10 protein-coding genes are annotated in these 13,120 nt (G+C 47.8%); 5 read left to right on the top strand and 5 right to left on the bottom strand.

Translation table 11 applies throughout. The features are described from left to right. The first annotated feature begins 12 nt into the window (after positions 1–12). Complete coding sequence (locus EDC45_RS06235) at positions 13–1,293, top strand: heme biosynthesis protein HemY (RefSeq protein ID WP_133544584.1); 1,281 nt, start codon at positions 13–15, stop codon at positions 1,291–1,293. Positions 1,294–1,691: 398 nt separating this feature from the next. Here EDC45_RS06235 and hslU read toward each other — a convergent pair whose 3' ends face one another. From hslU to dapA, 4 genes are all read right to left on the bottom strand, one after another. Next, on the bottom strand, positions 1,692–3,023 hold the full coding sequence (gene hslU, locus EDC45_RS06240) for an HslU--HslV peptidase ATPase subunit (protein ID WP_133544585.1): 1,332 nt from the start codon (positions 3,021–3,023) through the stop codon (positions 1,692–1,694). A 62-nt stretch (positions 3,024–3,085) separates the two neighbouring features. Next, positions 3,086–3,607, bottom strand: coding sequence for an ATP-dependent protease subunit HslV (gene hslV, locus EDC45_RS06245; protein WP_133544587.1), 522 nt, complete (start codon positions 3,605–3,607; stop codon positions 3,086–3,088). 124 nt (positions 3,608–3,731) lie between these two features. Further along, entirely contained in the window at positions 3,732–4,742 is a 1,011-nt protein-coding gene (gene bamC / locus EDC45_RS06250) for an outer membrane protein assembly factor BamC (protein WP_133544589.1), read from the bottom strand. A 95-nt stretch (positions 4,743–4,837) separates the two neighbouring features. After that, positions 4,838–5,734, bottom strand: a complete 897-nt coding sequence (gene dapA, locus EDC45_RS06255) for a 4-hydroxy-tetrahydrodipicolinate synthase (protein ID WP_133544591.1) — start codon at positions 5,732–5,734, stop codon at positions 4,838–4,840. Positions 5,735–5,864: 130 nt separating this feature from the next. On the opposite strand from dapA, the gene bcp reads away from it, so the two are divergent. Then, complete coding sequence (bcp, locus tag EDC45_RS06260) at positions 5,865–6,338, top strand: thioredoxin-dependent thiol peroxidase (protein WP_133544593.1); 474 nt, start codon at positions 5,865–5,867, stop codon at positions 6,336–6,338. A 254-nt stretch (positions 6,339–6,592) separates the two neighbouring features. On the opposite strand, the gene typA is transcribed toward bcp, so the two are convergent. Then, positions 6,593–8,443, bottom strand: coding sequence for a translational GTPase TypA (gene typA, locus EDC45_RS06265; protein WP_133544595.1), 1,851 nt, complete (start codon positions 8,441–8,443; stop codon positions 6,593–6,595). Between the two features lie 211 nt (positions 8,444–8,654). Between typA and glnA the strand changes: the two genes are divergently transcribed. The 3 genes from glnA (at position 8,655) to hcr (ending at position 13,082) form a co-directional block, all read left to right on the top strand. Continuing rightward, positions 8,655–10,082 carry a type I glutamate--ammonia ligase gene (gene glnA / locus EDC45_RS06270; RefSeq protein ID WP_133544597.1) on the top strand — a complete coding sequence of 476 codons (1,428 nt, stop codon included), beginning with the start codon at positions 8,655–8,657 and terminating at the stop codon, positions 10,080–10,082. A 254-nt stretch (positions 10,083–10,336) separates the two neighbouring features. Continuing rightward, complete coding sequence (gene hcp, locus EDC45_RS06275; protein WP_133544599.1) at positions 10,337–11,989, top strand: hydroxylamine reductase; 1,653 nt, start codon at positions 10,337–10,339, stop codon at positions 11,987–11,989. A 70-nt stretch (positions 11,990–12,059) separates the two neighbouring features. Continuing rightward, positions 12,060–13,082 carry an NADH oxidoreductase gene (gene hcr / locus EDC45_RS06280; protein WP_133544601.1) on the top strand — a complete coding sequence of 341 codons (1,023 nt, stop codon included), beginning with the start codon at positions 12,060–12,062 and terminating at the stop codon, positions 13,080–13,082. Positions 13,083–13,120: the final 38 nt, after the last annotated feature.

The following is a 13,120-nucleotide window of genomic DNA, read 5'->3' on the forward strand; positions in this document are numbered from 1 at the left end:
AAGGAATAAACCATGTTTAGAACATTATTTCTGATGCTGGTGTTATTAGCCGGCTTGGTCGCCGGCCCCTATCTTGCGGGCAAACAGGGCTACGTATTAATTGATACCGGCTCCTATAAAATTGAAATGGCAATTACCACATTGGTAATTCTGTTCGTAGCGGCAATGGCACTGGTTTATGCGGTCGAATGGATTGTAGTGCGTTTTTGTCGGTTAAGTAACAATACCTATAGTTTTTTCTCGCGCAGAAAACGTAGCCGCGCTCAGAAACAAACATTGGAAGGTCTGATGCGAATGAACGAAGGAGATTATTCCAAAGCGGAAAAACTCATAGGTAAAAACGCCAAACATTCGGACAAACCAATCCTGAACTTTATTAAAGCGGCGGAAGCCGCACAGCAGCGCGGCGATGAATTCAGCGCCAACCGCTACCTTATCGAGGCCACCGAACTGGCCGGCAGCGATAATCTGTTGGTGGAACTGGCCAGAACCCGCATTTTATTACTGCAAAATAAATTACCTGCCGCACGCAGTTCCGTTGACAGCTTGCTGGAAATGGCAGCGAAAAATATCGAAGTGCTGAAACTGGCGGTAGAAATTTATTTAAAATCAAAAGCCTATGCGGCACTGGATAAAATTCTGGACAATGTTGAACGTAGCGGTCTGTATTCCGGCAAAGAATTTCAGGCTCTGCAGCGCCAGGTTGAAGACGGGCTACAAGATGAGGTGATGAATGAAGAAGGCGCCGACGGTCTGCTTAACTGGTGGGAAAATCAACCCCGTAAACGCCGTAACGACGCCTATGCTAAAGTCGGACTGATCCGTCGTCTGATCGATTGTAACGATCATGAATCCGCCTACGAACTGGTACTTGAAACAATGAAAAAAGCGCCGGAAGAACAGGCGGTCAGCCAGGTACTGTTCGCACAGATTACTCGCTTGCAGCCTACCGACAGCAGCAAACTGGTAAAACTACTGGAAAAACGTGCCGCATCCGCTGCGGCGGACAGTCAATGCTGTATTTACCGCGCACTGGGATACTTGTTTGTACGCGCCGACAATTTCAATAAGGCCAGTGAAGCCTTTAAAAAAGTTCTGCAAAATAAAGAACAATTATCTCCAAACGACGCTACCATGGCAGCCTATGTATTCGAACAGGTAAATGACCACGAAGCGGCGCAGCAAGTGCGGGAAGAAAGTCTACAGAAAGCGATGGAAATCAGCAAAGCGCCGTCGGAGGAAAAGGATACCGACCCGATTCAGCCCCTTGGCTTGGAAGATAAATCCAATTAAACTTTGCTTAGCTATCTTATCAATACCGGTCTGCTTTATCAGGCCGGTATTTTTTGCCCGTTTTATTTAGAAAGGCAAATATTGCCCCCCTATCGAATTAAATTTTTGCGCGGGAAAAACCTTATTGTAGAGGCGCCATACCTCCCTATTGAGGAAAACCCAATCCCCTTTAAAGCATAAAAGTGCGGTGGTTTTCAAGCGAGTTTTTTTGGCAAAAAAGAAAGACGCTATATTAGCGCCGATTTATTTTTACCTCCGTTAGTTTGGAAGGCTATGCCGACATCCTTATTAAAATCCAATCCCCTTTAAGGTATAAAAGTGCGGTGGTTTTTAAGCGAGTTTTTTTGGCAAAAAATATAGGGGCGTCGATATTAATCGGCGCCCCTGCTTTATTAAGATCAGAGAATAAAGCGGCTTAAATCTTCATTCTCAACAACATCGCCCAAGGCTTTATTAACATAAGCCTCATCAATCAGAATTTTCTGACCGCTCATTTCACTGGCATCGAAAGAAATCTGATCCATCAGGCGTTCCATTACGGTATGTAAACGACGGGCGCCGATATTTTCGGTTTTTTCATTTACCCGGAAAGCCGCCTCGGCGATTTTGCCGATAGCCTGTTGGTTAAATTCGATTTCTACCCCTTCCGTTGCCATCAGCGCCTTATATTGCTCGGTTAGCGAAGCGTGCGGTTCGGTTAGAATCCGTTTAAAATCTTCCGTACTCAGCGCGGACAATTCTACTCGGATCGGTAAACGTCCTTGCAGTTCAGGAATCAGATCCGAAGGGCGGGCCACCTGAAAGGCGCCGGAGGCGATAAATAAAATATGGTCGGTTTTCACCATACCATGTTTAGTATTTACGGTAGAACCTTCCACCAGAGGCAGTAAATCGCGCTGCACGCCTTCGCGCGAAACATCGGCGCCGCTGTATTCGCCTTTTTTACAGATTTTATCAATCTCGTCGATAAATACGATACCGTTCTGCTCCACCGCATCAATGGCTTTTTGTTTCAGCTCCTCGGGATTGATCAGCTTCGCCGCTTCATCTTCAATCAGCGCCTTCAGCGCCTCTTTTACCTTCAGCTTGCGCCGTTTGGTCTGCCCACTGGAAAGATTCTGGAACATGGACTGTAACTGGTTGGTCATTTCTTCCATACCCGGCGGTGCCATAATCTCTACGCCCATGGATACGCCCGCAACATCGATTTCAATTTCTTTATCGTCAAGCTGACCTTCACGCAATTTTTTACGGAAAACCTGGCGGGTATGGCTCTGGCTGTCGCTTGATTCCGTCTGTCCCCACTGGTTTTTCGCCGGCGGTAACAATGCGTCTAGAATCCGTTCCTCCGCCGCTTCTTCCGCACGGAAACGATTTTTTTCAATTTCATTCTGGCGAACCAGCTTCATAGCGCTATCGGTCAGATCACGGATAATGGAATCCACTTCCTTGCCCACATAGCCCACTTCCGTAAACTTGGTGGCTTCCACTTTAATAAAGGGCGCATTGGCCAATTTGGCCAAACGACGCGCAATCTCGGTTTTACCGACCCCGGTCGGGCCGATCATCAGAATATTTTTCGGCGTTACCTCATGACGTAAAGGTTCCTGCAACTGCATTCTTCTCCAGCGGTTTCTTAATGCAATGGCAACCGCTCTTTTCGCACCGGATTGGCCGATAATATGCCGATCCAGTTCGGAAACAATTTCGCGAGGGGTCATTTCTGACATAATTTATTCCTTATTGAGCCGCGCGAAGCTAACCCCGGCGGCCTATATTGATTATAGGGGGATTATAGTTCTTCGATAGTATGATTCAGATTGGTGAACACACAGATATCACCGGCGATTTTCAGCGATTTGCTCACAATTTCGCGAGCCGAGAGTTCGGTATTTTCAATTAATGCGCGCGCCGCGGATAAAGCATAGTTACCGCCGGAACCTATGGCTAAAATCTGATCTTCCTCCGGCTGCACCACATCACCGTTACCGGTGATAATCAGGGATTCGGTTTTATCCGCCACAATAAGCATGGCTTCAAGCTTGCGCAATGCGCGGTCGGTACGCCATTCTTTGGCCAATTCCACCGCACTTTTCAGCAAATGTCCCTGGTGCATTTCAAGCTTACGTTCAAATAATTCAAATAGGGTGAAGGCATCCGCCGTACCGCCGGCAAAACCGGCCAGCACCTGATCCTTATACAAACGGCGGACTTTACGCGCATTACCTTTCATTACCGTATTACCGAGGGATACCTGCCCGTCTCCGCCCACAACCACTTTTCCGTTGCGGCGTACGCTTACAATCGTAGTCATAACGCTTTCCTTTGTTTAATCGAGATAGTGCAATAGATTGGGATAAAAAAGCGATTTTCAAGTAAAAGGGGAGATAAAAATCCGCCGCCCGGAAGGACGGCGGAGAGAAAACTAGGGGACAGGATTATTTACTGATCAAAAGCTGTAGCGCCTGATAAACCGCCTGTGCCTGTTCACCGCTCAAGGCTTCTTTATCCTCGTCGGTAATCACCACAGAACTGTATTTACCGCCGTAGGTACTCAGCTGCATATGATATTCGCCTTCTTCCAGCGCCGGTGCGCTGAGGCCTAAGCGTAACCAAACCTGAGGATCGGCGGCTTTATACTCCAAACCGCGATAACCGCGGCCGGGATTTTCCTCTTCAATCTCGAATCCGATCGCCGGCAACGCATCCGCCAGCTTTTGCCAAGACAGATTAAAATCACTGCTCATCGCCAGTGCGGTATGGCCGTTCGCATCGGTAACCAAGGCGGTTTCCACCAAGGTTCCCTGCGGCAATGTCGCCACTTGCTGCAACTGGGTACGATAACTCTGATTCAGCTTGCCGATTAGGCTGTTTAACCGATCGGAAGTATAGCGCTGCTTATCCGTTGACTTTGGAGTAAACACAATATCGTTACGTTTGGCCTGCAGTACGGATACCACCAAAGCATTGGCTTTAGCGGTATTTATTTCTTCAATCAGATAACGGATTTGCAGATCGCCGACCTCATCGCTACGTCCGCTGGCGGCCCAGTCGGTTTCGATTTGCTTACCCTGTGTGCGGAAGGAAATATTTTCCTCGCCCAATAGACGTCCGATTTGGGTTAAATTATACACGCCGCTTTTTTCCGCCGGATAAACGATTGAAGCGCGTTCGCCGTCAAACTGAGCGACGGAATTACCGATAATCGACATGGGAATCGAAGGGGGACGAATATCGACGGCGGGTCCTTTACTGATCTGATCGCTGCTCGGCAACTGGTAAGTGTTATCCTGGCCAAAAATAGTAACGCCGCCGGTATTAAGCGGCGCGAAATTCGGGGTGTCTCCGTGTTTTTGGTAACTGTCATTGGCGACCTGGCGGCTTTCGTTACTGGCGGAACAGGCGGTCAATGCAGTCAAAAGAGCAAAGGGGACAAACCATTTTTTCATAAATTATCCTTGACGACTTTGAAGTAAAAAAATATGCGCATAATAATACCGCACTTTTAGCGCCCATGCAGGAAAACCAAAAGTGCGGTCAAAAATTACAGTAAACCGGCGGCGCTCAGCGCTTCCGTAATCTTAGGTTGAGCCTGTTCGCTTAAGGTGGTGAGCGGCAAACGTAACACCGGCTCTTTAATAAATCCGAGTTTATAAGCCGCCCATTTAACCGGAATCGGATTGGATTCCACAAACAGATTAAGGTGCAACGCCATTAAACGCTGATTAATAACTTCCGCCTCATCGAATTTACCCGCTAATGCCAGGCGGCACATTTCCGCCATATCCGCCGCCGCAATATTATTGGTTACGGAAATCACACCCTGTGCGCCGGCTTTCATGGCTTCCAGTCCGGTTGCATCATCACCGCTGAGAACGATAAAATCATCGCCCGCCAGGGATTTAATTTGCTGTACCCGTTCCACTTCGCCGGTGGCCTCTTTAATACCGACGATATTCTCGATTTCGGCCAAACGCGCTACGGTCTGCGGCTTCATATCACTGCCGGTACGTCCGGGAACATTATACAGAATCTGCGGCAATTCGGTGCAGGCGGCAATGGCTTTAAAATGCTGATACATTCCTTCCTGAGTCGGTTTATTGTAATAAGGTACTACGGAAAGAAAACCGGCCACCCCGCTGTCATTCAGTAATTTCGTCATGGTAACCGCTTCGCTGGTGGCATTGGCACCGGCGCCGGCAATCACCGGAATGCGCCCGTCGGCAAATTCCACCGTTTTTAAGATGGTTTTAACATTTTCCTCAATGCTCAGAGTCGCCGCCTCGCCGGTGGTTCCCACCGATACGATGGCATTGGTGCCTGCGGCAATATGGTATTCCACCAGTCGCTTCAGTTCGTCGTAATTCACTTCGCCGTGGTTATCCATCGGAGTAATAAGCGCCACAATGCTACCGTAGAATAAAGGATGACTGGAAGACATAGAAACCTCTCTTATTTATTATCATTATGTGTCTGCTTGGAAAATATTCATTAGGATTGCTAAAATACCCCTAATTTGCAAGAAGTTTTTTTAATTTTATTGATGAAAAATGATTTTACGAGGAAATCTTATGGAAACCTTAAAGAAAGGGGTAGCGGCCCCTCAATTCAACCTGCCGGATCAGAATGGAGAAAGCGTAGCGCTCAGCGATTTTAAAGGTCGCAAAGTACTGGTTTACTTTTACCCGAAAGCGCTAACGCCGGGCTGCACTACGCAAGCCTGCCATTTACGCGACAGCAAAAGCGAACTGGAAGAAATGGGCGTAACCGTTCTCGGCATCAGCCCCGACAGCCCGAAAAAGCTACAGAATTTCATCCAGAAAAAACAGCTGAATTTTACCCTGCTGGCGGACGAGGATCATCAGGTGGCGGAAGCCTTCGGCGTTTGGGGAGAGAAAAAATTTATGGGGCGCACCTTCGAAGGTATTCACCGCATCAGCTTTCTAATTGATGAAAAGGGGAATATCGAACAGGTTTTCGATAAATTCAAAACCGGCGAACATCATCTGCGGGTACTGGAATATTTACAACAACAGGCAAAATAATCCCCCCCTTAACGGAAGTTGGTTTTAAGCCTAGCAGTCGCGCTCTCTTTGCATGGCAGCTCAAAAAACTCGGTCGAAAATAACCGCACTTTTATACCCTTTACGAGATGGCATCGCTCCGCCGCGATAAGGTTAAATAAGCGGGAAACAAAAATACCGCAGAAATCCATATGGCGTCTTTGTCTGTAGTGGCGAAAGGATTTCCATTGCCCATATGTAAAAGCCCCCTTTGTCAGGGGGCTTTAGCTTTAAGGTTAATGGGTGCTGGTACTGGTCGTGGTACGGTTGGCACGTTTACGATCGGTTTCGGTCAGCAGTTTTTTCCGCACTCGAATAGACTGCGGCGTAACCTCTACCAATTCGTCGTCATCAATAAACTCAATGGCCTGTTCAAGGGTCAGTTTCACCGGTGTAGTCAGCGCAATGGCGTCGTCTTTTCCGGAAGCGCGCATATTGGTAAGTTTTTTACCCTGCAAACAGTTTACGGTTAAATCGTTGGAACGGCTGTGAATACCGATAATCTGTCCTTCATACACTTCGGTTCCGTGATCGATCATCAATTTACCGCGTTCCTGTAAGCCCCATAAGGCGTAAGCCAGCGCCTTACCTGTGGCGTTGGAAATCAATACGCCGTTTTTACGCTGCCCGATTTCACCCGGTTTTACGTCGTCATAATGACTGAAGCTGGAATAAAGCAGCCCCGTTCCCGAGGTCATGGTCATAAATTCGTTACGGAAGCCGATTAAACCGCGGCTCGGAATAACATATTCCAGTCGGGTGCGGCCTTTGCCGTCCGGTACCATATCCTTAACTTCGCCTTTACGGATCCCCAGTGCTTCCATTACCGCACCCTGGTGCTGTTCTTCAATATCTATGGTTACCTGCTCAAAAGGTTCCTGTTTGCGACCATTAACTTCTTTGTAAATAACCTTAGGACGGGATACCGCCAGTTCATAGCCTTCGCGCCGCATATTTTCAATCAGTACGGATAAATGCAGTTCGCCGCGGCCGGAAACACGAAATTCGTCCGGGTTCGGGGTTTCTTCCACACGCAGGGCCACATTATGCACCAGTTCTTTATTCAAACGTTCCAGAATCTGACGCGAAGTAACGAATTTACCCTCTTTACCGCAGAATGGGGAAGTATTAACGCAGAAGAACATGGTTACGGTAGGTTCGTCTACGCTCAGCGCAGGAAGCGCTTCCGCATTATTAATATCACATAGGGTATCGGAAATATTCAGTTCCCCCAAGCCGGTCAGCGCAACAATATCGCCGGCCTGCGCCAAATCTTCTTCATAGCGCTGTAATCCCAGATGGCCGAGCACCTGACCGATTTTACCGTTACGGGTTTTACCCTGGCTGTCGATAATAGTTATGCTCTGATTCGGTTTAACGGTACCGCGTTTAATCCGTCCGATACCTATAACACCGACGTAATTATTGTAATCCAACTGAGAAATCTGCATTTGGAAAGGGGCGTCCAGTTCTACTTTCGGCGCCGCCACATATTTAACGATGGCTTCGAACAAGGGGGTCATATCCGCCGCCAGTTCTTCGTGTTCCAAGCCCGCAACCCCCATCAGCGCGGAAGCATAAATAATCGGGAAATCCAGCTGTTCGTCGGTAGCGCCGAGATTTACAAACAGATCGAAAACCTGATCCACCACCCAGTCCGGACGAGCGCCGGGACGATCCACTTTATTAATGACAACAATAGGTTTTAAACCGTGCGCAAAGGCTTTCTGAGTAACAAAACGAGTCTGCGGCATAGGGCCGTCAAAGGCGTCCACCACCAGCAATACCGAATCCACCATGGACAGTACGCGTTCCACTTCGCCGCCGAAATCCGCATGCCCCGGAGTATCAACGATGTTAATGCGATAGCCGTTCCAGTTAATGGCGGTATTTTTCGCCAAAATGGTAATGCCGCGTTCTCTCTCCAGATCGTTTGAATCCATGACGCGCTCGTCGGAATCGCCGTTGCGAGCCGCTTCTAAAGTACCGGATTGCTGTAACAGTTTATCAACCAATGTGGTTTTACCATGGTCAACGTGCGCGATAATAGCGATATTGCGTAGTTTATTAATATCTAATTCTGCCATTTAAAGTATCTTAACGTTATAAAATATAAAGGAATGATGATTTCGGAAATTTCGTATAACGATGATGCGGTGTACGAAAGGTCGCCGATTATACAACTTTTTATATGAGCGAGCTATTAAATAATGGGTAAAAATAGGATAAAATCCCCTCTTTGAACCCCAACCCAATAAAATTCGACTTTATTTACGCCCATTTAAGAGGATTTACTCAATGACAAATGCAAACGCCATCGCGAAGGTTTCCGAATTGATTGAGGAAAACGATATCAAATTCGTTCTCCTACGCTTTACCGATATAAAAGGCAAGGAACACGGAGTTTCCTTACCGGTCAGCTTAGTGGGAGAAGATCTGGAAGAATTATTTGAAGAAGGAAAAATGTTCGACGGCTCTTCCGTAGAAGGCTGGAAAAGCATCAGTAAAGCGGATATGCTGCTGATGCCTATTGCCGAAACCGCCGTTGTAGATCCTTTCGCTCAAATTCCCACCCTTTCCATTCGCTGCAGTATTTATGATCCCAACACCATGCAAAGCTATGATCGCGATCCGCGTTCAATAGCTATTCGTGCAGAAAACTATCTGAAATCCACAGGGATTGCGGATAGCGTACTGTTTGGGCCGGAGCCGGAATTCTTCCTGTTTGACGATGTGCGTTTCAGTACCGATATGAATAACGTCTCCTACAAAATTGATGATGTGGAAGCCGCCTGGAATACTAACCGCCGTTACGAAGACGGCAACAACGGCTACCGTCCGTTGAAAAAAGGCGGTTATTGCGCAGTGGCGCCTATTGATACCGCTCATGATATCCGCTCCGAAATGTGCTTGATTCTGGAGCAAATGGGACTGGTTATCGAAGCTCACCACCATGAAGTGGCGACCGCCGGTCAGAATGAAATCGCCACCCGTTTCAATAGCCTCACCTTAAAAGCGGATGAAACCCAGATTTATAAATATGTGGTACAAAACGTGGCGTTGGAACATGGTAAAACCGCTTGCTTTATGCCAAAACCTTTTGCCGGCGATAACGGTTCCGGTATGCACTGTAATATGTCCCTGAGCAAAGAGGGTAAAAACGTATTTATGGGCGATAAATATGCGGGCTTATCCGAAACCGCATTATATTATATCGGCGGTATCATCAAACATGCGAAAGCGCTGAACGCCTTTACCAACCCGACCACCAACTCCTATAAACGTCTGGTGCCAGGTTTTGAAGCGCCGGTATTATTGGCTTATTCCGCCGGAAACCGTTCCGCCTCCATTCGTATTCCTGCGGTAACCAGCCCGAAAGCGACCCGTATCGAAGCACGTTTCCCGGACCCGCTGGCCAACCCTTATCTGGCGTTCGCCGCACTGTTAATGGCGGGGATCGACGGTATCCTGAATAAGATTCACCCGGGCGACGCCATGGATAAAAACCTGTACGATTTACCGCCGGAAGAATTGAAAGATATTCCTGCCGTATCCTCCTCCTTGGGCGAAGCTTTGGACGCACTGGAAGCGGATTACGACTTTTTAACCCAAGGCGGCGTATTCAGTAAAGAATTTGTCGATGCTTTTGTGGCCATAAAACGTAAAGAAGTGGAACGCGTTAATATGGTGCCACATCCGGTAGAATTCGAAATGTACTATGCCTAAGCGCGCTACAAAATCATATTAAATCCATAGAGCGGTTGTTTTACAACCGCTTTTTTATTCCTCATATTCAGTGTAATCGCTGCCGTTCCGACCTTCTACCCTTTATTAAGTAGCTGTTTTCGATTGGATCAATAAAGTTGCAGTTAATTTTAACTAAGGCTTTTTCCTCCTTTGTAAACATATTACTATGCTCGCAGATTTTCCTACCATTTTGGTCGGATATTTTTCTTCTTTTTATATCAGGAGTGATTATTATGTACTGCGTTCAATGCGAACAAACCATGCGTACCCCGGTGGGTAACGGTTGCAACTATAGTCAGGGAATGTGCGGAAAAACCGCAGAAACTTCCGATTTACAGGATTTATTGATTGCCACGCTGCACAGCCTTTCCGCCTGGGCGTTGCAAGCCAGAGATCTCGGCATTGTAGAACATGAAATCGACGCTTTCAGCGCCAAGGCTTTTTTCGCCACGCTAACCAACGTTAATTTCGACTCTCAGCGCATTATTGATTATGCCAAACAAACCTTGAACTACCGCGATCAGCTGATCCAACGTTGCCGTGCGCTAAATTTCAGTATTGATGCAGACCACCCCTTGGCACATCTTACACTTAACGGCGACAGTATCGCCGCATTAACCGAACAGGCGGCAGAATTCGCACTAAATACGGATCGCGCCGAAAGCGGAGAAGAAGTACATGGGGTTCGTATGCTCTGTCTGTACGGCTTAAAAGGGGCGGCGGCCTATATGGAACATGCTCATGTTCTGGGCAAATACGATAACGAAATCTATCGTCAATTCCATCAGTTTATGGCCTGGTTGGGTACCCGCCCGACGGATTTAAACCAACTGCTGGAAACGGCATTAGCCATAGGTAATATGAACTTCCAAGTAATGGCATTATTGGATCAGGGCGAAACCGAAGCCTTCGGTAATCCGACCCCGGCAACGGTGAATGTTAAGCCGGTCGCAGGTAAATGTATCCTGATTTCCGGTCATGATCTGAAGGATCTGAAAGCGCTGCTGGAACAAACCGAAGGTACGGGTATTAATATTTATACCCATGGCGAAATGTTACCGGCACATGGCTATCCCGAATTGAAAAAATATAGCCATCTGGTTGGTAACTACGGTAGCGGCTGGCAAAATCAGCAAAAGGAATTCGCAAAATTCCCGGGGCCTATTGTGATGACCTCTAACTGTATTATTGATCCCAATGTGGGGAATTATGCCGATCGCATTTTTACCCGCAGCATTGTCGGTTGGCCGGGCGTCGCGCATATTGAAGATCGCAATTTCAGTACGGTTATCGAAAAAGCTCAGCAAATGGCGGGATTCCCTTATTCCGAAATCGAACACCGAATTACCGTCGGCTTTGGTCGCCAAACCTTATTGGACGCTTCAGATACGGTAATCAATATGGTGGCCGAGAAAAAATTGCGTCATGTTTTCTTAGTCGGCGGCTGCGATGGCAGCAAAGGCGAACGCAGTTATTATACGGATTTTGCCCGTCTGGTACCGGCCGATTGCGCAATTCTGACCCTGGGTTGCGGTAAATACCGTTTTAACAAACTGGATTTCGGCAGTATTGAAGGCTTACCGCGTCTGTTGGACGTAGGTCAATGTAACGACGCCTATTCCGCCATTATGCTGGCGGTAAATCTGGCGCAAAAATTGGGCGTCGGCGTTAACGAGCTGCCGCTGACCTTGGTGCTTTCCTGGTTTGAACAAAAAGCCATCGTCATTTTACTGACCTTGCTGGCTCTGGGGGTGAAAAACATTTACACCGGCCCGAGCGCACCGGCTTTCCTGAACGATAATGTGCTGAATTTGCTCAATGAAAAATTCGGTTTACGCGGCCTGACCACGCCGGAACAGGATATGGCTGAAGCATTGGCAAAATAATTAAACGGATAAAAGTGCGGTCGTTTTTGCACTGTTTTTTTGCAGCGACCGCCTTTTCACGGGAATCTCTATGTCAAATCATTCAAACCCCTTATGTTGCAATGAAATGCAGGTGCATAACATTATCCGCGAAACCGATGATGTTTATACCCTCGAATTAATTGCGCAGGATTATTACCCTTACGAACCGGGTCAGTACGCGCTGGTCAGTATCGCCGACAGCCCTACCATTACGCGCGCCTATACCCTATCTTCCAGCCCGGGACTCAGCCCCTTTCTGACCCTGACCGTACGCCGAATAAAAAACGGCATCGGCTCCAACTGGCTGACCCAAGAGGTGAAAGTGGGGGATCTAATCCGGCTGTCCGATCCCATGGGCGAATTTACCTGTTCCAGAATTCTCGCCGATAACTACCTTCTGGTGGCGGGCGGCTGCGGCGTTACCCCTATTATGTCCATGACCCGCTGGCTGTTAAAACACCGCCCTCAGGTAAATCTCAGGGTAATTTACAGCGTTCACGAACCTAAAGATGTTATCTTCAAACGGGAATGGCAAGCGCTGCAGCAGCAATATCCGCAACTCGAACTGTTCATTAACGCCTCGGTCAATGCCACTGAAGGTTTTATTGCCGGAAGAATCAGCCAAGCGATGTTAGCCCGGCTGATACCGGATATAGCGGATTACAGCGTGCTTACCTGCGGCCCGCAAGATTATATGGATCAGCTAAAAAGCATTGTTACCGCACTCGGCGTAGCGGAAAACCGCTTTTACTCGGAACAGTTCCATTCCTCGGCGGAAAACTGCCTGTTGGATACGGATAAGCAAGCGGTTCTGAGCATCAGCGCTCCTTTAGCGCAAAATTTTAAGGTGCCTGTCGGCATGAGCCTGCTTACCGCCTTGGAAAGCAACGGCGTACCTATTATCGCCGGTTGCCGTACCGGAGTATGCGGTTCCTGTAAAACACTGGTGCTAAGCGGTGAATACGAAAGCGATAACTATGGCCCGCTAACGGAAGAAGAAATCAAACAGGGTTATGTGTTGGCCTGTTCCTGCCGCTTAAAAGGAAATCTGAAAGTCAATATGTTGCCTTAATCTCAATCCCGCCGGAATAAAATAGGACGCCGCAATGG

The sequence above is a fragment of the Mesocricetibacter intestinalis genome (assembly GCF_004363295.1).
GTDB lineage: Bacteria > Pseudomonadota > Gammaproteobacteria > Enterobacterales > Pasteurellaceae > Mesocricetibacter > Mesocricetibacter intestinalis.

Coding starts and splice junctions, on each gene's coding strand:
- EDC45_RS06235 (WP_133544584.1), top strand. CDS start 13: ATGTTTAGAACATTATTTCTGATGCTGGTGTTATTAGCCGGCTTGGTC.
- bcp (WP_133544593.1), top strand. CDS start 5,865: ATGGAAACCTTAAAGAAAGGGGTAGCGGCCCCTCAATTCAACCTGCCG.
- typA (WP_133544595.1), bottom strand. CDS start 8,443: ATGGCAGAATTAGATATTAATAAACTACGCAATATCGCTATTATCGCG.
- hslV (WP_133544587.1), bottom strand. CDS start 3,607: ATGACTACGATTGTAAGCGTACGCCGCAACGGAAAAGTGGTTGTGGGC.
- hslU (WP_133544585.1), bottom strand. CDS start 3,023: ATGTCAGAAATGACCCCTCGCGAAATTGTTTCCGAACTGGATCGGCAT.
- bamC (WP_133544589.1), bottom strand. CDS start 4,742: ATGAAAAAATGGTTTGTCCCCTTTGCTCTTTTGACTGCATTGACCGCC.
- hcr (WP_133544601.1), top strand. CDS start 12,060: ATGTCAAATCATTCAAACCCCTTATGTTGCAATGAAATGCAGGTGCAT.
- glnA (WP_133544597.1), top strand. CDS start 8,655: ATGACAAATGCAAACGCCATCGCGAAGGTTTCCGAATTGATTGAGGAA.
- hcp (WP_133544599.1), top strand. CDS start 10,337: ATGTACTGCGTTCAATGCGAACAAACCATGCGTACCCCGGTGGGTAAC.
- dapA (WP_133544591.1), bottom strand. CDS start 5,734: ATGTCTTCCAGTCATCCTTTATTCTACGGTAGCATTGTGGCGCTTATT.